The following is a 21,227-nucleotide window of genomic DNA, read 5'->3' as shown; positions in this document are numbered from 1 at the left end:
AACCATGAGTCTTTTGCTCATGGTTTTTTTGTATATAAGGAGTTTTTAATGAAATTATTTGGAAATTTAAAAGTTAGTGATTCTAATTTAAAAATCCACGACTATTCAATGAATGAGTTAAAGGAAAAGTTTGGCACTCCCCTTTACATAATCGATGAAGATTATTTTAGAGAGAGAATTAAAGCTTACAGAGATACTTTCAAATCTGAAAAATTTGAGACAAATATTTTATACGCTTCTAAAGCAAATTTAAATATTTACATTTCAAATATCTGTGCAGATGAAAATATCTCAATGGATGCAGTATCAGGCGGAGAAATTTTTACAATTTCTAAATCAAATATGGATTTAGATAAAATTTACTTCCACGGAAATAATAAGCTTAAAAAGGAAATCGAACTGGCAGTAGAAGTTGGAGTTGGGACAATTGTAATTGATAATGTATCTGAAATTACTAGACTTGAAGATGTTTTAAAAGAAAAAAATAAAACTCAAAAAGTTTTATTAAGAGTAAATCCTGGAATTGATGCTCATACTCACGAATACATCTCAACTTCTAAAAATGATTCAAAGTTTGGGCTTTCAATTTTCTCAGATGATATTTTTGAAATTATTAAAAGAATTGACGACTCAGAATTTTTAGATTTTAAAGGAATTCATGCACATATTGGATCTCAAGTATTTAGAGAAGATTCCTTCTTTGACGAGGCAAAGGTGATGATAGACTTTGCAAAAGAAGTTTGCGATAAGGGAATTGATATCTCAGAAATTAATCTCGGCGGAGGGTTTGGAATTTACTACACAGAAGAAGACACTCCATTTAATTTAGAAAAATTCCTTAAAAACTATATTGAATTTTTAGAAAATTATTTAGAAGAAGTTAATCTTGAAATAGAAAAAGTTACAATTGAGCCTGGAAGAAGCTTAATTGCAAACTGCGGCCACACACTTTATACAATAGACACTATAAAGAAAACTTATGGTGGCAAAAACTTTTTATTTATAGATGGCGGCATGACAGATAATATTAGGCCTGCACTGTATGGTGCAAAATATGAGGGAGCAATTACTTCTAAAGTTGATAATGACAAAGAAGAAGTTTATACAGTTGCTGGTAAATGCTGTGAAAGTGGAGACATAATAATTAAAGACATAAAGCTTCCAGTAGCAGATGAAGGAGATTTATTCTTAGTATCTTCAACTGGTGCCTATGGATATTCAATGTCATCAAATTACAATAGAGTTGAAAAACCTGCAATGATTTCTGTTACAAAAGATGAAGTCAAGGAAATTGTTAAGAGAGAAACTTACGAAGATTTAATTAGAAATGATTTAAGGGAGGATAAATGAACAATGTTGTCATGAAGTTTGGCGGATCATCTGTTGCTGATGCTGAAAAAATTAAAAAAGTCGCCAAAATTCTTGTTAAGAAAAAGAATAATTTAAAAAATGTAGTCTGCGTTGTCTCAGCAATGGGAGATACAACTGATGAGCTAATCGAAAAGGCAAAGACAATTTCAGAAAATCCTTCTACGAGAGAACTGGATATGATTTTATCCACTGGAGAGCTTATTTCCTCTTCCCTACTTGCAATGGCAGTTCAAGAACTTGGAGAAAAAGCAATTGCCCTAACTGGAGAACAAGCAGGATTTAAAACTTATGGAAGACATGGATTTTCAAAAATCTTAGATGTTGACACTACGCTAATCGAAGAAAAATTAAAACATGGATACATTGTAATTGTCGCAGGATTCCAAGGAAGAAATGAATCGGGAGACATTACAACTCTAGGCAGAGGCGGCTCTGATACATCAGCTGTTGCCCTTGCAGCGAAACTTTCTTGCGATGCTGAAATTTATACAGATGTTGAAGGAATATATTCAGTTGACCCAAGATTTTATAAAGATGCAAAAAAACTCGACCACATCTCCTATGAAGAGACAATGGAGATGGCTCATTTAGGAGCGAAGGTAATCGACCCAAGAGCAGTAGAGCTTGCTCAAAAGTATGGAGTGAGAATGTATATTGCACTTAATACTGCCGATGTGCTTGGAACAATAATTGATAAGGAGGATCTTGTGGAACAAAGTATTATTAGATCAGTTTCTGCAGTTGATGGAATTCTACTTGTAACTAAAAAACTTGTAGACCAAAGTATTGCAGACTTATTTTCAGAACTTGCAAACGAAGAAATTAACATAGATGTCATAAATGAGACATTAATTGACGGAGAGAAATATGTTTCCTTTACTTCCCTAGTTGAGGAGAAAAATAAAATAGAAAATATTTCAGAAGATTTTTCATTTATTGAAAATGTGTCAAAAGTTTCTCTTATTGGAAATGCAATGAGAAACGAAAGCGGTGTAGCTGCAAGAATATTTAATGTACTAAATGCGAATAATGTAAAATTTTATCAAGTCTCCACCTCAGAAATTTCTGTATCAATAATTGTGGACACTCAAGATAAAAATAAAGTAATGGAACTTTTCATTAGAGAATTTAATTTATAGGAGGAATAAAAATGACTGTATTTACTGGAAGCGGAGTTGCTATTGTAACACCATTTTTTGAAAATGGAGATATTAATTACGAAAACTTTGGAAAGATTATTGATTTTCAGTTAGAAAATAAAACAGATGCACTTATAGTTGCTGGTACAACTGGCGAAGCATCAACTATGACTGACGAAGAGCAAAGAGATGTCATTAAATACGCTGTAGAGCGTGTCAATGGAAGAGTTCCTGTAATTGCTGGAGCTGGTTCAAATAACACTGATCACGGTATAAATCTTTCTAAGATGTGTGAAGAAGCTGGAGCCGATGCACTTCTTCAAGTTACACCTTACTATAACAAGACTTCTCAAAGAGGACTAATTGAGCACTATAAGAAAATTGCTGAAAATGTAAATATTCCAATTATTCTTTATGCAGTGCCTGGTAGAACGGCAATGCCAATTGCACCAGAAACTGTTTTAGAACTTTCAAAAATCAAAAACATTGTAGGACTTAAAGATGCAACTGGAGATTTGTCCTATGCTGCAAAAGTTCGTTCATTAGTTGGGTTTGACTTTGACATTTATTCAGGTAATGATGATGTAACTATTCCTTTAATGAGTATTGGTGCTAAGGGAGTTATCTCTGTAATAGCAAATATTTATCCAGAAGAAGTTCACAATATGGTAACTGATTATTTAAATGGTGAAACTGAAAAAGCTGCAAGAACTCAAATCGAACTTAAAGAATTAAATGACGCACTTTTTGTTGAACCAAATCCAATTCCAGTTAAGGCAGCAATGAATATTATGGGAATGGACGAAGGTCATTTGAGACTTCCACTTTTTGAAGCATCTGATGAAACTAAGAAAAGACTTGAAAAAATTATAGGTGAAAGAAAATGAAAGTTTTTATAGTTGGAATAACTGGCGCAATGGGCAAAACTATTTGCAACTCAGCTGATGATTATGAAGTTGTAGGTGGTTATTCAATTGAGGAAGATTTAGAAAATAATATTTACAATGACTTTAATAAAGTTGATGTTGATTTTGATGTAATAATTGATTTTTCAAATAAAAATGTAGTCGATGACACAATTAACTTTGCAGTTAAAAATAAAAAGCCACTTGTCGAAGCTACTACAGGACTAAGCGATGAGACTTTTAAAAAATTAGAAGAAGCTTCAAAGGAAATTGCAATTATTCAATCAGGCAATTATTCCATTGGAGTTAACGCAATGGAAAGTATTGCAGAAATTATGGCAAAAATGCTAAAAGATTTTGACATTGAAATTATTGAATCACATCACAATCAAAAAGTCGATGCCCCTTCTGGTACTGCGAGAATGCTAATTGATGCAGTTAAAAAAGAAAGAGATTTAAATGAAGTTTATGACAGACATGATCTTCATGAAAAGAGAAAGCCTAATGATATCGGCGTTCACACAATTAGAGCAGGCTCCATTGTTGGAGAACATACTTTAATTTTTGCAAAAGATGATGAAGTTTTAGAACTAACTCACAGAGCAGGTTCAAAAAATATTTTTGCCAAGGGAGCAATTAAAGCTGCAAGATTTTTAATTGGCAAAGAACCTGGTCGCTATGATTTTAAAGAGTTATTGAAATAATCATGGAGGAAAAAAGATGAATATAGGAATTGTAGGATATGGAAATTTAGGAAAAGCAGTCAGAGGTCTTTTAGAAAAAGAAAATAAAAATATTGTAAAAATATTTACAAGAAGAGATCCAGCAAGTTTTGGAGACAAAGTTTTTGAATCTCTTGATAATTTATTAGACTATAAAGACAAAATTGATGTACTATTTTTAACACTTGGATCAGCAACTGATATTCCTGAGCTTGCTCCACAAATAATTGAAAATTTTAACACAATTGATGCCTACGACAATCACGCACATATTCCTGAATACTTTGAAAAAATGAATGAAATTGCAAAAAATAATAATAAAGTTGCATTTATCTCAACAGGTTGGGACCCAGGTTTGTTCTCACTTAATAGACTTATGGGAGAAGCTGTACTAAGAGATGGATACACTAATACTTTCTGGGGCAAAGGCGTGAGCCAAGGCCACTCCGATGCTGTTAGAAGAATTAAAGGCGTTAAAAAAGCTGTTCAATACACAATTTCAAAAGAAGAAATTATTGAAAATATTAAAGATGCCGACAAATCATATGCATCCTATGAAGGACACGACAGACTTTGCTATGTAGTTTGCGACAAAGATGATGAAGAAAGAATTAGAGATGAAATAGTTAATATGGAAGATTATTTCAAACCATATCACACTGATGTTAAATTTATCTCTGATGAAGAATTTGAAAAAAATCATAGAGCAATGCCTCACGGAGGTCATGTAATTAGAACTGGAAATACATTAAATGGCAACAGGGAAATGTATAAATTTACACTTGAACTTGATTCAAATCCTGAATTTACAGCTTCAGTTATGATAATGGCAGCAAATGCAGTTGCTAATTATGTTGTAAACAAAAATTACGGAGCTCACACAAATCTTGACACTCCACCATATTATTATCTAGGATGTGCTCACGAAGAAGCAATTTCAAAATATCTATAAATTTCTAGCCTTAATCAATTTAGATTAGGGCTTTTTATTTTGATTTTACAAATTTGTGCTATACTTAAATTAAATATTTGTGGAGGGTGAAAAGATGCTTCCTAATTTAAAAAGATTTGGTTTTGAGTTTGAAGATTGTAATGATAAAAAGGCTTATTCCATTTATCATAAAGATAAACCTTTAAAACTAAGTTCAGATATGATAAAAATTTTAGAATACCTTCTTTGGTATGTGCCAAATATTAATTCCATTCAGTCACCAAAAAATGAGCTGACATCTTCAATTAATTTTGATAACTTTGTCTTTGGGATTATAAAAAATTATATGAATTTAAAAAATATTGATATTGCTTTTTTAGATTATATAGACAGTGATATTGTGAAGTTTTACGAAGATGAAATTTGCACTTATTCACAGAAATTAATTCTAACAAGACAAGAAAATGAAAGTAAAACTGATTCTCTTCTTCGCCATATTAGAAATTCCATTGCACATGGACATTTTAATGTTGTGGAAGATATGTTAATTGGATTTGATTATAAGACTGTTAAAAATAATGCAGAAGAATGCACTGCAATATTTAAAATCTTTCCACAGAATTTACTTAGAGGCCTATCAAGTTTAAATGATGAAGTAACTGCAGAAAAACTTGCACAAATTGCCCTTCAAAGAACTGGATACGAAGTGGAAAGTTTTAGAAATACAAATTTAGATTATCACTTTGATTATTATGTAAAAAAGAAAAACAAGAGATACGCACTAGAAATTAAAAAATATAACGACCTTGAAGTGCTGCCTGAAAAAGAAGTCGAAGAACTTGTTGAGAAATTTTCAGGAGTATATGAAAACATCACTCCAGTATTATTTATCAACACTTCCCTTCTTAAGAAAGAAACTAAGATGAAATTAAAAGATGAAAATGTAATTATCTTAGATGTTAAAAATATAATGAAGATGCTAGATAATAGAGATATTTTGGCAGAAATTGATGAGTAAGGGATTTTTTAATCCCTTATATTTTTGTCATTAAATAAATTGAAACTGCCATTCCTATAAAATTTGCAAGATAAAAAATACTCTTTCTAGTTTTGTGTCTAAAGATTTGCATTCCAGCAAAGCCACCAAAACCTGCTATGAGAGAAAATGTCAAAAGAGTTTTCTCTGAAATTCTATAAAAATCAAACTTAGCTTTAAATTTATCAAGTCCATAGGCTAAAAAATTAATCACATTTAATATTATAACTGTAAAAAATATACTATCTTCCATAAAATCACCATGTTTATTATACAATATTTAGAAATATTTTTCCTAGCTATGGTATTATATTTTAAAAGGAGTAAATATGTTTGTTTTAAAAAATGTTAAATTCAAGGAAATTTTAGATATTGATTATTTAGAAATTCCAGATGATAAAATCACTTTGATTATTGGACAAAGTGGAAGCGGAAAGTCCACTCTTCTTAAACTTTTAAATATTTTAATAAGTCCTGATGATGGAGAAATTTTTTATAATAAAAAAAATTTAAATGATGTAGATGTAATAAGACACAGAAGAGAAGTTTTAATGCTTCCACAAAATCCCACAATATTTAATGGGAGTATCTTGGATAATTTTAAACTTGCCTTTAATTATCAAGGTAAAAAAATTCCATGGGAAGAAGAGATAAGTAAAGAACTTTTAAATTTAAATTTAGATAAAAGCCTTTCAGAAGATGCCACAAAATTATCTGGCGGAGAAAAGCAAAAGCTTCAAGCTGCAAGAGGTCTTTTATTAAAACCCAAAGTAATTCTTTTAGATGAGCCAACTTCAGCATTAGATAGAGAAAACGAAGATGAAGTTATTGAAAAGATAATAGAAAATGCAAATAAAAATAATATCAAGCTAATAATGGTCACTCATTCAAATTATTTGCAAGAAAAGTATTGCGATAATATTATTAGGCTTAGTAATGGGAGGGTTGTAAAGTGAGAGGAATAATTAATTTATCCATAGTTCAGCTTCTTTGTGCTTATTTCTTTATACTTCTAGTCTTAGGTCTTGTTAGATATAAGGGAATTAATCGTGAAAAGGACATTTTAATTTCCTGCTTTCGAATGACTATTCAACTTAGTCTCGTTGGATATATTTTAATTTATATTTTTGATAATCCATTTCCCTTCATTACACTTGTGATAATTTTAGTGATGGAGATATTTTCAATTTATACTATTATAAAAAGATTGAAGCATAAAGTTTCAAGAGAGTTTAAAAATATTATTGCACTCTCAGTTCTTCTAGGTACTACAACTTGTTTGTTTTATTTCTTGTTTATTGTAATAAGAATAAAGCCATGGTATGATCCGCAGTACTTTATTCCAATTTCAGGAATGCTACTTGGAAACTCCATGACTGCCATTGCCCTTGGAGCAAATAATCTTCTTGAACAAATGAATTCCAAAAGAGATTTTATTGAAGGTGCATTAATCTTAGGTGCAACGCCTAAAGAAGCTTCAAAGGAAATTGTAGGTTCAAGTTTTGATTCGGCACTAACTCCTACTATTAATTCAATGCTTGGTATGGGCATTGTATTTCTTCCTGGAATGATGACAGGACAAATATTATCAGGCACTTCTCCAGTTACGGCAATCTCATATCAAATTGCAGTTATGCTTGGAATACTTGGATCAGTTTCACTTTCATCATTTATAATAATTGAATTTGGTTACAGGACATTTTTTAACGATAAAGCACAATTAAAATAAAAAATCTTCCCAATTAAATTTTGGGAAGAATTATTTTTACTATACTACCTTGAGGGCTATTGTCTAATATTTCAATACTGCCCTCTAATTTTTTTACAATATTTTTTGTAAGATTAAGTCCTATTCCATATCCTCCAGTTTTTCTGTTCCTTGATGGATCAACTCTATAAAATAATTCAAAGACTTTTTTCTTATCTTCATCTGAAAGTCCAATTCCAGTATCTTTTACCTGGAATACATAATATTTGTCATCTTCATTAAAATCAAATTCAACACTTCCACCGCATACATTATATAAAATTGCATTCTTACCAATGTTGTATAATATTCTTTGAAGGAGTATGTCGTTAGATTTTATTATTTTTGAAGGAATATTTGAATTAATCTCGATATTTTTATCATCTGCCATATCTTCTAAATCAAAAACTATTTCATCAACAAGATCAGCAATATCAAATTCAGAAAGCCTTAAGTTCTCTCTCCTGTTTAAGAATAATAATGATTCAATAATTTTTGAAATCCTATCGATACTTTCATCAAAATTATTTAAAAGAGCATTTAAATTTTCATCATCACCCTTAGATTTCATCTTATATAAATCAAGCTGCGATTTCATTATAGAGATTGGAGTGTTTAGCTCGTGAGCAATACTTGATGAAAGAGATTTTTCTCTCTCATATCCAAGATAAATCTTGTCAATGGAATTTTGAAATGCTCTAGAGAGTTCTTCAATTTCCACAGATTCACCTTCCATGTATATACTTTCGAAGCTTTTTAAGTTATCAATGTCAATTTCCATAGCTCTGTTTTTTAATTCTTGAAGTGGTTTTAAAATTCTCCAAATTATATATAGATAAATTAAAGATCCTATTATAATCGTGCAAGTTATTACTATAAGAGAGAAATTTCTCATCTCTTTAGTTGATTTTAACTTTGCATCTTCAATTATTACTAGAAAATTTTCGTCATCTCCATAGGTCTCTTTTTCCATGACAAAATCTTCGCCAAGTTCAAAAATCATCTTTTCTTGATATTTTCCAATTATAAAATTTGATGTGGCAGTCATTATAACAAAAATTAAAATAACTGAAAATAAAAGTTTAAAAATTATAGTATTCTTTATTTTATTCATCTTTGTCGCTTAATATATAGCCCTTACCTATTTCATTTAGAATAATATTTTTACCAAGTTTACTTTTTAATTTCTTGCGTAGAGCTGACATATGGACTCTTACAACATTGGAAAATGAATCTATTTCATCTCCCCACACATGCTCCATCAGCTCCTCTGACGATATAAATCTATTGTTGTTTAAAAATAAATATTCTAAAATTCCACTTTCCTTTGAAGTGAGTTTTAACTCTTCACCATCAATATAAAAACTTCTCTTAGTGCTGTCAAAGGTAACTCCATTTATTTCCATGATGTTATCAGTTATAGTAGTCTTTCTTCTTAAAAGAGATCTAATTCTTGCTTTTAATTCTTGGAAGTGAAATGGCTTTAAGACATAATCATTTGCTCCCAAATCAAGACCTTTCACTCTATTTTCAACATCAGAAATTGCAGTAAGCATTATAATATTTACGCTACTATTTACTTCTCTGATTTCTTTTAAAATTTCAAAGCCATCTTTATTTGGAAGATTAATATCCAAGATTATTAAATCATAATCATTTGTGCATGCCATAAAGCTTCCCTCTTCTCCATCATTTGCGGTGTCTACGACATAGCCAGAGATTTCCAATCCTTCTTTAATTGATTTTAAGAGTTTTTCTTCATCTTCAACAACTAAAATTCTCATTTAACTCGCTTCCATATTTCATGATAAACTTTGAAGTCTTTATCTTTTATCTCAGTTTTATCTATAAGTTCAAATTCATCAAATTTAGGGATGAATGTATCTGCTCCTTCAACAACTGTGTCAACTCTTGTGACGATTAACTCATCTAATCTATCCCAAAGTATATTTACAATTGCCGCTCCACCAATTACAAAAATTTCTTTGTCTTCAAAGTTTTCAAGCAGCTCATCTAATTGTTCTTCAGAATTTACATAATATAAATCTTTTTTATTTTCTTTTTTACTTCTTGTAAAGACAACAGAAATTCTGTCTGGAAGTTGTCTTCCTATTGCTTCAAAAGTAATTCTTCCCATTATAACTACATTTCCAGTAGTGTATTCTCTAAACATGGAAAGGTCATTATCAATATATAGAATCTGATCTCCATCCTTTGCAATTGCATTATTATTATCCACCAAAATTAATAATTTCATAATTCACCTCATAAAAAAGTGCACTATATAAATTATTTTACAATTTATCATAGTGCACATACTGGTACTAAAGAGGGGACTTGAACCCCTATGGTGTTGCCACCGCCAGATTTTGAGTCTGGTGCGTCTGCCAATTCCGCCACTCTAGCATAAAGAAAAAAAGAAGTGTCATAAGACACTTCAAAATATTGTGGGGTGGATAGTGGGAATCGAACCCACGATCTTCAGGACCACAATCTGACGCCTTAACCAGCTAGGCCATACCCACCACGAACAATAAATATATCTTATCAGATTTAAAAATTATTGTCAATAATATTTTACATTTCTTCTAGCATTTTTTTAAGATTAACAAGTGCACGAGATCTGTGACTAATGGCATTTTTTTCTTCTGAATTCATTTCTGCAAAGGTCTTGTCATATCCCTTTGGCATAAAGATTGAGTCATAACCAAAGCCATTGTCTCCTCTTTCTTCTTCGATAATTTCTCCTTCACAAACTCCTTCTATAGGAATTATGTTTTTCTTTGAATCAATTAATACAATTTGTGTCTTAAAGTAAGCTGATCTATCTTCTTTATCCTTTAAATTATTTAGAAGTTTTTCTCTATTTTTTGCATCATCATGCTCTGATGCATATCTTGCTGAATGAACTCCTGGATCGCCATTAAGTGCATTTACAAAGAGTCCAGTATCATCAGCTAAAACTGCGATGTCAACTTTTTCTGCAATTGCCTCTGCCTTTTTAAGTGCATTTCCATATAATGTGTCTGCATCTTCTACAACTTCAAAGTCCAGTCCTTCTACATCAGATTTTGCAAGAATTTCTACATCTAAATCCTTAAGTATTTCTCTTATTTCTTTTAATTTATTTTTGTTGTCAGTGGATAATAATATTTTTTTCATATAGACCTCAAATATAATCTTCTACAATTTCATAATATTTAAAAATGTCAGAAATTCCTACTTTTGCATCTTCTAAGAACTTATTTAATTCATCAATTGAAAATGTATCTCTCTCGCCTGTTCCTTGAATTTCAATAATTTCAAAATTGTCATTCATTACTACATTTAAGTCAACATCGGCATTGGAATCTTCTTTAAAGTCCAAATCAACTAAATTTATTCCTCCAACTTTTCCAACGCTAATTGCTCCAACTTTACAGATAAGAGGATTTTCTTCTATCTTTTTGTCTTTTAAATATTTTTTAATCGCAATTTCAAGTGCAATGTATGAACCTGTAATTGAAGTAGTTCTAGTTCCTCCATCGGCAGAAATTACATCGCAGTCAATCCAGATTGTCCTCTCGCCAATTTTATCTAAATCAATACATGCTCTTAGTGATCTTCCTATTAATCTTGAAATCTCGCTGCTTCTTCCATCAAGTTTTCCCCTAGATATATCTCTAACTTTTCTAGTAGGAGTTGATCCTGGAAGCATAGAGTATTCACAAGAAAGCCATCCCTTATTCTTTCCTCTTAAAAAAAGTGGGACTTTATTTTCAATCATTACAGTGCATATAACTTTTGTATTTCCACATTCAATTAACACCGAACCATCTGGATGATCCAGATAATTTGGTGTTATTTTAATTTCCCTTATTTCGTTATTTTGTCTATCTTCTCTCATACTACCCTTCTCACTTAACTACATAATTGTCAATATAATTATCTATTCCATTATATAATCCATTGACTAATTTATCAATGTAATCAGGGTCTTTTAATTTTTCAAGCTCAGCTCTATTAGACACGAATCCAAGCTCAACAAGAGCAGATACATTTTTTGTTTTATTTAAAACTATAAGAGCAGGTCTATTTTTAATTCCTCTATTAGATGCCCCAGTTTCTTTTATAAGTGCATTTTGAAGACATTGTGCAAAACTCTTTTGCACAGTTTCCTTAATCTGAATATTTTTTTCAGATGCGTAAAGTACCTCTATACCATTTGGGCTTTCTTTGTTAGAACTGTTAAAATGAATTGATAAGAATATATCAGCTTCATTGTCGTTTGAAAGTGCAGCTCTATCAAGAAGTTTAACATATTCATCTCTATTTCTAGTGATTATTACATCTAAATCTTCTCTTGATTTAAGTTTTTCATATAATTTTTCTCCAACTTGAAGATTTAAATCTTTCTCGTAAGTTTTATTATCAACTGCAATGGCTCCTGAATCCTTTCCGCCATGACCAGGGTCAATTACAATTTTTAATTTGCCATCGCTATAAATTTTATCTTTTATAACTCTTTTTTCTTTAACTTTTACATCATCTAAATCAAGTTCAGCTTCATCAAAAACGCTTTTGACATTTCCCTTTTGAATCTTGTTATTGATTTTTTCAGTTTCTTTTTCTTCTACATTTGATTGATAGTAGTTTTGTTTTGAATTAGTTGGCTCGTTAATAATAGATTGAATTTTCTTTTCTTCTGCAACAGTTTTTGCTTGATTCTTTGTATTACTATTTGAATTTTTTGTATTATCTTCTGTTATAGATTTAGCCTTAACAGTTGTTATTTCTGCTCTTACTGCATCATTATTCCAATCTACATCATATCCAAAAGTTTCTGAAATAAATCTAAGTGGAACCATTGTCTTAGTTTCTTTTCTTGGAGAGCTGTAAAGTGTAAGTTGAGGCACTTGATCCTTGTCAACTTTAGTATTTTTGCCATCAATTTTTACATCTTTACTATTTATTTTCATTTGAATAGCTTTGCCATTTAATGTAATAGTGACGCTCTTATCCTTATTATTCCAGTCAACTTTAGCTCCAATACTTTCAGTTACTTCACGAATAGGAACAAAAGTCCTTCCTTCTTTTATATATGGTTTGAATTCTGATTTTATTTCTTTTCTGTCAACTGTAACTCCAGCTTCTCTTACTTTATAAGTATTATTATTAATTCGCACATTAAAAAAATCTTTTGCAAAAACTGGCTGTAATAGCAAAATCATTGATAATGGAATTATTTTTAATAGTTTTTTCATATTTTCACCCAAGTAGAGTTTATAGTTTTTTAATAAAATTGTCAATATTGTAACTAATTTGTAACAATTATATAACACTATAAAGTTCATCAGATCCTGGCTCTTCTAGAATTATCTCTTCTCCGCCCTTAAATACAATTGCTTTTTTGTCTTCAATGACTTCACCAACTCTTGTAACTTTGATATTTTCTCTTTCCATTTCTTCTTTAAATCTTTCAAAGTCATCTTTATCAAAAACCATTAGCATACTTCCACTGGAAATTAATTTGCAACAGTCAATGTTATAGAAGTCTTCAATTTTTTTTGTTAAGTTTAAAATTGGAAAGTCTTTGTAATTTGATTTAATACCATGATTAATGGCAATGGAAGTTTCCCAAAGTGCTCCATAAATTCCGCCTTCTGTAATATCGTGCATATGCCTTACATTGTATTTCGAAGCAATTTTTGATTCTTTTAAAACAGAAATCTCTTCGTGAAGTTCTAAAGCAATTTTTCTTTCCTCTTCATTTAAATGATTTCTAAATTCTTCCACATCTGATGCGATAATGCTTGTTCCTTCAAGTCCAATGTATTTAGAAACTGCCACTACATCTCCTGGTTTTATCTCTTCAATCTTAGGTCTATTTTCTTCTTTTACCCTTCCAATTACAGTAGTAGAAAGTAAAATTTTTGTAACTGCATCAGTTACTTCAGTGTGCCCACCAACAATATCTATACTTAATCTATTGCAAGTTTCATTGGCATCTCTAATAATCTCATCAAGCTCATCTATTGTAGTGCTTGGAGGTAAAAGGATTGTAAGCAGAACTCCCACAGGATCTGCACATTGACAAGCCACATCATTCACTGAAACATTTATTGCAATTGAGCCAATATTTTTTGAAGCACCTGTGATTGGGTCTGTTGAAGTAACTATTAAGTCTCCACCAAAGTCTAGAACTGCATTGTCTATTCCCGTTCCACCATTTATTAAAACTTCATCTCTATTCGAAGTAATATTATCAAATACATATTTTTCTAAATCTTTACTTTTTATTTTGCCTATTTCCATTGTGCACCCCTTTGTAAAAATTTTACTATCATTTGATTTGTATTTCAAATTTATTAAATCCATTTTCCATGTACATATTCTTTGATAAAATTTTATAGTCCTTAAATTTTTTCTTTAGATAATTTTCATCAATTACAATTCCTCTAACAATCATCCTTCCATTTTCAAAGGAATAATTTGTAAAGACTAAATCTTTGTCTTCTAGTTTTTGAATTTCATTTACATAATCTAAGAAGATTTTATTTTTATCTTGATAAATATCACTGGAATTATCTTTTACTTCTGAGACTTCACTTTGAACTTCTGGAATTAAATTTATTTTATTATTTATTTCATTGATTCTAAAAAAGCTAAAAATTAAAATTACCAAAATTCCTATTGGAAATATGAAATTTATATAATTTAATTTTTTCTTCTCTTTCTTTTTATTGCTTTTATATTTAAAAATAGATTTTTCATCAATTATTTTGTAATTTATATTAGTGTAGTTTTCTATTAAATCTTTAATAATACTTGAATCAGAAATTTTTCCATATATTTTAATTTCATCTTCTCCTGCAAAGTTTTCAATTTTATATAAATCATCCATAAAGAAATTTTCAAATTTAAGGAAAAAGTCATCCTCTATTTTGTTTTCTTCTAGATCATATTTTCTATTTATAATATTTGACGCATTTTTCTCTTCAAGATTATTATCAATAATTAAATTTTCTGTATTTTTATTATAATTTTTTTCAAATTCATAAATCTGGCCATCTCTTATTTCTGTTAGAATTACATAATAAGCAGCAATTTCTGCAAATTTTCCATCTTGTGAAATTAGAAATGGCTCTGGAATTATTTCATAATTTTTAAAATCTTGTTTTTCTAAAATTTCTTTAAATTCTCTTATAAATAATAAAGGCATTAAATCAATGGAAATCTCGAGACCATTTTCTTTTTCATTTTCTCTGTGAAAAATCTCATAATCATCTAAATTAAAATCTCCATAGTCTTCTAATTCTAACTTTAAAAAATCATTTATTTCCTCTGATTTAATTTTTGGAATCTTGTAATTAATATGTATAATCTCAGATGAGTCCAATGTCAAAACCACTTTATCATCTTTTTTAATCTCTAGATCATCAACTGCTTTTTTAAATTTATAATAAAAATGATGATAATCTAAAATATTACCATCTCTAAAAATTTTAAAAGGCATGGAATATTTATTGGAGTTTGAATCACTGATAATTTCCATATATCCGTCTTTTATTCTAATTATATATTTATTTTTCTCAAACATAACTCACCTGTAAAAAATCAAAAAATATAAAATTGACATACTCATATAAGGTCCAAAGGCAATCTCATCTTTTGGAGTTTTTCTTTTCATTAGAATCAAAATTATTGAAATAATTGCTGCAAATATAAAAGAGTTTTTAAAAATTATAAAAGCTTCGAGATTGTTTATTGCAAAAAGTCCCAAGATGAAGCCAAAGAAAACATCTCCTAAACCCATCATTTTTGTCACAAAATAAATAATAAAAAATATTGCAAATAATATAGCTCCATATTTTAATGTAGTTACTATGTTAATTCCAAGAAATAGATTGTATAAAACCGCAAAAATTAATAAAATTATTAAATCAATATTGTGAATATATCCAGTTTTTAAATCAACAAGACCGATAAATATTAGAACAACCGAAATTAAAATTGCAAAAATTGTTAAAATAGAAAATCCATATTTATAGAAAAATACTAACGCCAATGTTGATGACAAAAGTTCAGTTATAAATTTATCTAAACCAATTTTAGATTTGCAATTTGAACATCTTCCTTTTAAAAATAAATAAGAAAAAACTGGAATCATTTCATAACATTTTAAAACTTTATTGCAATTATCACATTTTGATCTTGATATTAAAAAGTTTTCACCCTTTTCTCTTCTAGTTACAAAAACATGATAGAAAGAAGAAATACTTCCTCCTATCATGAATATGCAAAAAAATATTAAAATTTCTATTAAATTATTGCTCATTGTCAGAAACCAATGAATCGCCAGAAACTTTAACAAGTCCAGGAGAAACTGTTACATCTCCACTTTGATCAACACTTACAGAAAAACTACTTCCTTGTCCAAGTGCTCTTGCAGGCTTTGGCATTTTCTTACCTTCAAGATAAGGTGTTATGTTCTCTGTAGAAACAGAAGTAGCCTCAGGATTATCAATTAAATATAAAATTGCTGCATTTTTAATTACCTTGACATTTGAATTATGAGTGGCCGCTTGTGCTGCAAGATTGGTATTGCTGTATCTCATAGCTGCAATAGAAATTAATATTGCAATAATCGCAATTACAATAACTAATTCGAGTAGGGTAAAACCCCTGTGTTTCTTTGTTTTCATTTCTCCTCCTAAAATTGATTTACCATGTCAAAAATTGGCAGTGCAATTGACAGAACTATAAAACCTACAAAAATGGACAATATTATAATTAATATAGGTCCCAATATTCCAAGAAATCTTTTATTTTGATTTTCCAATTCATCTTCATAGAATTTAGACATCTCTTTAAAGATTTCTCGTAAACTTGATGATTCTTCTCCCACCCGAATCATTGAAATTAAAATTTGTGGGAAAATTTCAGTTTCTTTTAAACTTTTCCAAAAGGCTTCTCCTGATTTGATTTTCTGAAGTACATTTTTATATTTATCCTTTAATATTAAATTTTTCTCCATGGAGCTTAATATTTCTAAACTCCTATCAACAGTAAGTCCTGAATTTAACAATAAATTCATATTAAAAGTAAAGTTAAGTGTCTCAATCATTTTATAATAATTAGATTTTAGTAGAATTTTATGATAATTTTCAGTCTTCTTTTTATAAAGATAATAAAATATTATAAGAAATATGAGTAAAAATAAAATCAAAAAAATATAATTTTCATATATAAAATTTGATAGTGCAATAATTATCCTAGTAGGGAATGGCAAAATATTGTCATTGTACTGAAAAATTTCTGTAAAGCTAGGTATTACATTTATTATCAGAAAATTTATTATAAGTATCGAAGTGATGAGTAGGATTATTGGATAAGAAAGTGCATTTATAATTTTGCTCCTATTATCTCTACTCCTAAAATAATAATTTGATAGGTTTTCAAAAATTTTATCTAAGCTTGAGGTATTCTCTCCCACATAAACCATTTTTGTAACTAGATTTGGAAAGGCACCAGAAATTTCCATAGAAGCTGAAAGAGCCATTCCACTTCTTAAATTTTCAAGCACTTCTTTTAAAACTCTACTCTTATCTTTTTTAAACTGAGAGCTTAAAATGTCAAAGGATTTTTCAACATTTATTCCAGATCCAATAAGTAGGCTTAGCTGCTTAAATAATAAAAATAAATCTTTGTAATTAAATTTAGTTCTTACTTTAAAAGAATTTGTGGATTCAATATTTTCTTCAATTTTTATAGGCCTTAGGCCTTGTCTTTTAATTTTATCCTTGGCATCTTCGAGTTTTTCTGCATCAATATTATTTACAATTACCTTGTCACCACTTAGAGCTTTGTATTTAAAAATCATATTTCACCTACTGTGTGAATGTTTTTGTAAAATTCTTCGAAAGTAGTTTCACCTACTTCAATTAATTTAAGAATTTCAGAAGATAGTGTATTCATCCCCTTATCTATTGCAACTTTTTTAATTTTATTAATGCTAGATTTATTTGTAATCATCTCTTTTATTTCACTATCAACAATCATTATTTCAAAAACTGCAATTCTTCCAAGATAACCGCTGTTGCAATGTGAGCATCCAACCGCTCTATAGACATATTCACTACCTAAAATTGGATTTGTATTTTTAATCTTTTCTTTGCAATGGGGACATAATTTTCTTATCAGTCTTTGAGAAATTACTCCAATTAGCCCTGCTGAAACTAAATACGGCTCAATCCCCATATCCACAAGTCTTCCAATTGATGCAGGTGAACTTTCTGTATGTAATGTAGATAAAACTAAGTGGCCTGTTATAGATGAAGAAATTGCAATATGAGCTGTGTCTTTATTTCTAATTTCTCCAATCATTATCTTGTCTGGATCCATTCTTAAAATTGCCTTTAGACCTTTCTCAAAACTAAGTCCAGTGTTAGGATTAACCTCGATTTGATTAATTCCATCAATTTTGTATTCTATAGGATCTTCAATTGTCATTATGTTAATATTTTTATTTTGGATTTTTCTAAGAATAGTATAAAGTGTTGAAGTTTTTCCTGAACTTGTCGGTCCACAAATTAAAATTAAACCAGATGGCTGACTTATTAAGTTAATAACTTTATCCAAGTTATCTCCATAAAGTCCAATTCCTTCAGGTGTGTAAGAAATTCTCTGAATATCTAAAATCCTAAGGACAATTTTCTCTCCACTTCCCGTTGGAGTAGTTGCAACTCTTATGTCGATGTCATCATCATTAAATTTAAATGTAAACCTACCATCTTGAGGTAGTCTCTTTTCAGAAATATCTAGTCCTGATAGAATTTTAACTCTAGTAACAAGATGTGGAAATATGGATAGTGGCAGCTCAAATAATTCTTCTAGAGAACCGTCAACTCTAATTCTAACCCTAATATTTGAAAATCGGGGTTCAATATGTATATCACTAGCTGATTTTTCAATGCTTTCAGATAAAATGAGATTGAGAACTCTAACTGCAGGTGAGTCCTCTTTCTCTTCATCATAATCTGAGGTTTCAATATCACTGTATTTGGAATTAATATCAGTGATAATGCTACTTCTCAAATCATTTTTATAAATCTCATCTAAAGAATTGTTAATTTCATCAGCTGTTGAAATTTTAAATTTAATATCTTTCTTTAATTTATTTCTAAGATTATATCTAAGCAATTCATCATCTCTTAGTGATAAAAATAAAATATAATCTGAAGTCTCAGAAATTGGGGCGATGAAATTTTTCCTGCAATAATTTTCGCCTAATTTTTCTATATTTAAAGAAAGTTTATTCATTGTCTTCTCTCCTATAATCGCATGTGTTGTTGCTACATTTGATTATTTTTTTATTTCTTGAATTAGTTTCTGTTAAAATTTCGCCGCATTTTGGACATTTTTCGGCAATCGGCTTGTTCCATGACACAAAATCACAATCTGGATAATTGCTGCAGCCAAAAAACTTTCTTCCTTTTTTACTTCTCTTGACAACAATTTCTCCGTCTTTACATTTTGGACATTTAACATCTATTTTTTCCACTAAAGGTTTTGTGTTTCTACATTCTGGAAAACCTGGGCAAGCTAAGAATTTTCCATATCTTCCCATTTTTATAACCATGTTTCTGCCACATTTGTCGCAAATCACATCTGTTACTGGGTCGGATATTTCAACCTTTTCAATATTTTCATAGGCCTTATCTAAATCTTCTTTTAAATTTCCGTAGAAAGATCTTACAAGATTTTTCCAAGGTTTTTCTCCAGCTGCAATTTTATCCAGTTCGTCTTCCATGTGCGCAGTGAAATCTTTATCCACTAAATCGTCAAAGTTTTCAACTAGTAATTCATTTACTGTGAGTCCAAGCTCAGTTGGAACAAATTTCTTTTCTTCAAGTACTACATAATATCTACTTTGAAGAGTTGAAATAGTTGGTGAATAAGTTGAAGGTCTGCCAATTCCAAGGTCTTCAAGTTCTTTAATAAGCGAAGCTTCGTTATATCTTGGAGGTGGATTTGTAAAGTGTTGCTCTTTTACAATATCTTTAAATTTTAAGACTTGACCCTTCTCTAGTTCAGGAATTTCATTTTGTTTTTCATAATTATAATCATAAACTTTTAAAAATCCATCAAAGATAAGAGTTGAACCTGAAATTCTAAAATATTCAATATTAGATAAAATATCTGCAGAAATTGTATCGTATTCTGCATTAGCCATAAGTGATGCTACGAATCTGCTCCATATTAGTGAATAAAGTTTGAATTGATCCTTTGAAAGTGAATCCTTAATTGAATAAGGAGTTTTGAAAACATCTGTAGGTCTAATACATTCGTGAGCGTCTTGAATTTTTTCATTTTTCTTAGCACTGCTTTTCTTAGCACTTCCAAGATATTTTTCCCCATAAGATTTTTCAATAAAGTTAAGAGCTGCATTTTTTGCATCAGCAGAAATTCTAGTAGAGTCAGTTCTCATGTAAGTTATAAGACCTACAGAGCCTTCTTTAGGAATATTTACACCTTCGTATAAACTTTGCGCAACCATCATAGTCTTTTTTGTAGAGAAATTGATTCTTCTTGATCCCTCTTGTTGCATAGTTGAAGTTGTAAAAGGTTTAGGAGCTTTTCTGCTTCTCTTTCCCTTTTTTATTTCATCTACAATGAATTTATCCCTATCTATATTTGAAATAACTTCATCTGCTTCTTTTTCAGATTTAAGTTCATTCTTTTTTAATTTTCCATTTTCTTTTCTACCGTAATAGTTAACTAAGACTTTTCTTCTTCCAGCCCTTAAGTCTGCATCAATTGTCCAGTATTCTTCAGGGACAAAGTCGTTTATTTCTTCTTCTCTATCGCAAATTAGTTTAAGAACAACAGATTGCACACGACCTGCTGAAAGTCCGGCCTTTACCTTTTTCCAAAGAAGTGGCGAAATCTTATACCCTGCAAGTCTATCGAGCTCACGCCTAGCTTGCTGAGCATCAACTAAATCCATGTCAATTTCCCTAGGATTTTTAATTTCTCTTTTAACAGTATCCTTTGTAATTTCATTAAAAGTTACTCTAATTTTATCATCAGGATCCATTTGAAGAATGTGAGCCAAATGCCATGATATGGCTTCTCCTTCTCTATCGGGGTCGGTTGCTAGTATTACATTATCAGCTTTTTTTGCTTCTTTTTTTATTTCATTGATTAGTGGACCTTTCCCATATATATTCATATATTGCGGTTCAAAATCATTTTCTATATCAATACCTAATTTAGATTTTGGTAAATCCCTAACATGGCCAACAGAAGCAATTACATTGTAATTTCTTCCGAGCATCTTTTTTATTGTCTTTGCCTTAGTCGGCGACTCAACAATCACAAGATTCTTTGCCAAA

22 protein-coding genes and 2 tRNA genes are annotated in these 21,227 nt (G+C 29.9%); 8 read left to right on the top strand and 16 right to left on the bottom strand.

The genetic code is table 11. The annotated features are described in order from the left end of the window. Positions 1-48 precede the first annotated feature (48 nt). From lysA to KQI68_RS09530, 6 genes are all read left to right on the top strand, one after another. The gene (gene lysA / locus KQI68_RS09555) at positions 49-1,350 is read left to right on the top strand and encodes a diaminopimelate decarboxylase (RefSeq protein WP_216549895.1); all 1,302 of its coding nucleotides are present in this window, start codon (positions 49-51) and stop codon (positions 1,348-1,350) included. Beyond that, positions 1,347-2,510 carry an aspartate kinase gene (locus KQI68_RS09550; protein WP_216549894.1) on the top strand — a complete coding sequence of 388 codons (1,164 nt, stop codon included), beginning with the start codon at positions 1,347-1,349 and terminating at the stop codon, positions 2,508-2,510. The genes lysA and KQI68_RS09550 overlap by 4 nt, the downstream gene beginning before the upstream one ends. Before the next feature lie 11 nt (positions 2,511-2,521). Then, positions 2,522-3,397, top strand: a complete 876-nt coding sequence (gene dapA, locus KQI68_RS09545) for a 4-hydroxy-tetrahydrodipicolinate synthase (RefSeq protein WP_216549893.1) — start codon at positions 2,522-2,524, stop codon at positions 3,395-3,397. Beyond that, entirely contained in the window at positions 3,394-4,119 is a 726-nt protein-coding gene (dapB, locus tag KQI68_RS09540; RefSeq protein WP_216549892.1) for a 4-hydroxy-tetrahydrodipicolinate reductase, read from the top strand. Before dapA ends, dapB begins: the two co-directional genes overlap by 4 nt. 16 nt (positions 4,120-4,135) lie before the next feature. Then, positions 4,136-5,089 (top strand): diaminopimelate dehydrogenase, encoded by a 954-nt coding sequence (locus KQI68_RS09535; RefSeq protein ID WP_216549891.1) that lies wholly within the window; start codon positions 4,136-4,138, stop codon positions 5,087-5,089. A 94-nt stretch (positions 5,090-5,183) separates the two neighbouring features. Beyond that, on the top strand, positions 5,184-6,086 hold the full coding sequence (locus tag KQI68_RS09530; protein ID WP_216549890.1) for a restriction endonuclease: 903 nt from the start codon (positions 5,184-5,186) through the stop codon (positions 6,084-6,086). A gap of 16 nt (positions 6,087-6,102) precedes the next feature. Here KQI68_RS09530 and KQI68_RS09525 read toward each other — a convergent pair whose 3' ends face one another. Then, the gene (locus tag KQI68_RS09525) at positions 6,103-6,357 is read right to left on the bottom strand and encodes a DUF1294 domain-containing protein (RefSeq protein WP_216549889.1); all 255 of its coding nucleotides are present in this window, start codon (positions 6,355-6,357) and stop codon (positions 6,103-6,105) included. 76 nt (positions 6,358-6,433) lie between these two features. On the opposite strand from KQI68_RS09525, the gene KQI68_RS09520 reads away from it, so the two are divergent. Continuing rightward, on the top strand, positions 6,434-7,060 hold the full coding sequence (locus tag KQI68_RS09520) for an ABC transporter ATP-binding protein (RefSeq protein ID WP_216549888.1): 627 nt from the start codon (positions 6,434-6,436) through the stop codon (positions 7,058-7,060). Next, positions 7,057-7,833, top strand: coding sequence for an ABC transporter permease (locus KQI68_RS09515; RefSeq protein WP_216549887.1), 777 nt, complete (start codon positions 7,057-7,059; stop codon positions 7,831-7,833). Before KQI68_RS09520 ends, KQI68_RS09515 begins: the two co-directional genes overlap by 4 nt. Positions 7,834-7,846: 13 nt before the next feature. On the opposite strand, the gene KQI68_RS09510 is transcribed toward KQI68_RS09515, so the two are convergent. The 15 genes from KQI68_RS09510 to topA form a co-directional block, all read right to left on the bottom strand. Further along, positions 7,847-8,965: a sensor histidine kinase gene (locus KQI68_RS09510; RefSeq protein WP_216549886.1), complete on the bottom strand. Its 1,119-nt coding sequence runs from the start codon at positions 8,963-8,965 to the stop codon at positions 7,847-7,849. After that, on the bottom strand, positions 8,958-9,635 hold the full coding sequence (locus tag KQI68_RS09505; RefSeq protein WP_216549885.1) for a response regulator transcription factor: 678 nt from the start codon (positions 9,633-9,635) through the stop codon (positions 8,958-8,960). The genes KQI68_RS09510 and KQI68_RS09505 overlap by 8 nt, the downstream gene beginning before the upstream one ends. Then, positions 9,632-10,108 (bottom strand): dihydrofolate reductase, encoded by a 477-nt coding sequence (locus tag KQI68_RS09500; RefSeq protein ID WP_216549884.1) that lies wholly within the window; start codon positions 10,106-10,108, stop codon positions 9,632-9,634. Before KQI68_RS09500 ends, KQI68_RS09505 begins: the two co-directional genes overlap by 4 nt. Before the next feature lie 62 nt (positions 10,109-10,170). Beyond that, positions 10,171-10,257 (bottom strand) — tRNA-Leu (locus KQI68_RS09495). 42 nt (positions 10,258-10,299) lie between these two features. Beyond that, positions 10,300-10,376: transfer RNA gene (locus tag KQI68_RS09490), tRNA-His, on the bottom strand. A 52-nt stretch (positions 10,377-10,428) separates the two neighbouring features. Further along, positions 10,429-11,013, bottom strand: coding sequence for an RdgB/HAM1 family non-canonical purine NTP pyrophosphatase (gene rdgB, locus KQI68_RS09485; RefSeq protein WP_216549883.1), 585 nt, complete (start codon positions 11,011-11,013; stop codon positions 10,429-10,431). A 7-nt stretch (positions 11,014-11,020) separates the two neighbouring features. Beyond that, positions 11,021-11,737: a ribonuclease PH gene (gene rph / locus KQI68_RS09480; RefSeq protein ID WP_216549882.1), complete on the bottom strand. Its 717-nt coding sequence runs from the start codon at positions 11,735-11,737 to the stop codon at positions 11,021-11,023. A gap of 10 nt (positions 11,738-11,747) precedes the next feature. Continuing rightward, positions 11,748-13,094: an N-acetylmuramoyl-L-alanine amidase gene (locus tag KQI68_RS09475; protein WP_216549881.1), complete on the bottom strand. Its 1,347-nt coding sequence runs from the start codon at positions 13,092-13,094 to the stop codon at positions 11,748-11,750. A 67-nt stretch (positions 13,095-13,161) separates the two neighbouring features. After that, a complete protein-coding gene (locus KQI68_RS09470; RefSeq protein ID WP_216549880.1) occupies positions 13,162-14,145 on the bottom strand; it encodes an AIR synthase related protein in 984 nt (327 codons plus the stop codon). Positions 14,146-14,173: 28 nt separating this feature from the next. After that, positions 14,174-15,430 (bottom strand): type IV pilus biogenesis protein PilM, encoded by a 1,257-nt coding sequence (locus KQI68_RS09465; protein WP_216549879.1) that lies wholly within the window; start codon positions 15,428-15,430, stop codon positions 14,174-14,176. A 3-nt stretch (positions 15,431-15,433) separates the two neighbouring features. Then, on the bottom strand, positions 15,434-16,123 hold the full coding sequence (locus KQI68_RS09460) for a prepilin peptidase (RefSeq protein WP_246541302.1): 690 nt from the start codon (positions 16,121-16,123) through the stop codon (positions 15,434-15,436). A 34-nt stretch (positions 16,124-16,157) separates the two neighbouring features. Beyond that, on the bottom strand, positions 16,158-16,535 hold the full coding sequence (locus tag KQI68_RS09455) for a prepilin-type N-terminal cleavage/methylation domain-containing protein (RefSeq protein ID WP_216549877.1): 378 nt from the start codon (positions 16,533-16,535) through the stop codon (positions 16,158-16,160). Between the two features lie 8 nt (positions 16,536-16,543). Further along, entirely contained in the window at positions 16,544-17,713 is a 1,170-nt protein-coding gene (locus KQI68_RS09450; RefSeq protein ID WP_216549876.1) for a type II secretion system F family protein, read from the bottom strand. After that, the gene (locus tag KQI68_RS09445) at positions 17,710-19,152 is read right to left on the bottom strand and encodes a GspE/PulE family protein (protein ID WP_216549875.1); all 1,443 of its coding nucleotides are present in this window, start codon (positions 19,150-19,152) and stop codon (positions 17,710-17,712) included. The genes KQI68_RS09450 and KQI68_RS09445 overlap by 4 nt, the downstream gene beginning before the upstream one ends. After that, positions 19,145-21,226: a type I DNA topoisomerase gene (topA, locus tag KQI68_RS09440; protein WP_216549874.1), complete on the bottom strand. Its 2,082-nt coding sequence runs from the start codon at positions 21,224-21,226 to the stop codon at positions 19,145-19,147. Before topA ends, KQI68_RS09445 begins: the two co-directional genes overlap by 8 nt. Position 21,227: the final 1 nt, after the last annotated feature.

It is taken from the genome of Peptoniphilus ovalis, from assembly GCF_018919265.1.
GTDB lineage: Bacteria > Bacillota > Clostridia > Tissierellales > Peptoniphilaceae > Peptoniphilus_A > Peptoniphilus_A ovalis.
This window is presented reverse-complemented; position numbering and strand designations above follow the sequence as displayed.

Coding starts and splice junctions, on each gene's coding strand:
- KQI68_RS09465 (WP_216549879.1), bottom strand. CDS start 15,430: ATGTTTGAGAAAAATAAATATATAATTAGAATAAAAGACGGATATATG.
- KQI68_RS09510 (WP_216549886.1), bottom strand. CDS start 8,965: ATGAATAAAATAAAGAATACTATAATTTTTAAACTTTTATTTTCAGTT.
- KQI68_RS09525 (WP_216549889.1), bottom strand. CDS start 6,357: ATGGAAGATAGTATATTTTTTACAGTTATAATATTAAATGTGATTAAT.
- KQI68_RS09520 (WP_216549888.1), top strand. CDS start 6,434: ATGTTTGTTTTAAAAAATGTTAAATTCAAGGAAATTTTAGATATTGAT.
- KQI68_RS09450 (WP_216549876.1), bottom strand. CDS start 17,713: ATGATTTTTAAATACAAAGCTCTAAGTGGTGACAAGGTAATTGTAAAT.
- KQI68_RS09445 (WP_216549875.1), bottom strand. CDS start 19,152: ATGAATAAACTTTCTTTAAATATAGAAAAATTAGGCGAAAATTATTGC.
- dapB (WP_216549892.1), top strand. CDS start 3,394: ATGAAAGTTTTTATAGTTGGAATAACTGGCGCAATGGGCAAAACTATT.
- KQI68_RS09550 (WP_216549894.1), top strand. CDS start 1,347: ATGAACAATGTTGTCATGAAGTTTGGCGGATCATCTGTTGCTGATGCT.
- rph (WP_216549882.1), bottom strand. CDS start 11,737: ATGAGAGAAGATAGACAAAATAACGAAATAAGGGAAATTAAAATAACA.
- KQI68_RS09475 (WP_216549881.1), bottom strand. CDS start 13,094: ATGAAAAAACTATTAAAAATAATTCCATTATCAATGATTTTGCTATTA.
- dapA (WP_216549893.1), top strand. CDS start 2,522: ATGACTGTATTTACTGGAAGCGGAGTTGCTATTGTAACACCATTTTTT.
- KQI68_RS09530 (WP_216549890.1), top strand. CDS start 5,184: ATGCTTCCTAATTTAAAAAGATTTGGTTTTGAGTTTGAAGATTGTAAT.
- rdgB (WP_216549883.1), bottom strand. CDS start 11,013: ATGAAAAAAATATTATTATCCACTGACAACAAAAATAAATTAAAAGAA.
- KQI68_RS09470 (WP_216549880.1), bottom strand. CDS start 14,145: ATGGAAATAGGCAAAATAAAAAGTAAAGATTTAGAAAAATATGTATTT.
- lysA (WP_216549895.1), top strand. CDS start 49: ATGAAATTATTTGGAAATTTAAAAGTTAGTGATTCTAATTTAAAAATC.
- KQI68_RS09455 (WP_216549877.1), bottom strand. CDS start 16,535: ATGAAAACAAAGAAACACAGGGGTTTTACCCTACTCGAATTAGTTATT.
- KQI68_RS09500 (WP_216549884.1), bottom strand. CDS start 10,108: ATGAAATTATTAATTTTGGTGGATAATAATAATGCAATTGCAAAGGAT.
- KQI68_RS09505 (WP_216549885.1), bottom strand. CDS start 9,635: ATGAGAATTTTAGTTGTTGAAGATGAAGAAAAACTCTTAAAATCAATT.
- KQI68_RS09460 (WP_246541302.1), bottom strand. CDS start 16,123: ATGATAGGAGGAAGTATTTCTTCTTTCTATCATGTTTTTGTAACTAGA.
- KQI68_RS09535 (WP_216549891.1), top strand. CDS start 4,136: ATGAATATAGGAATTGTAGGATATGGAAATTTAGGAAAAGCAGTCAGA.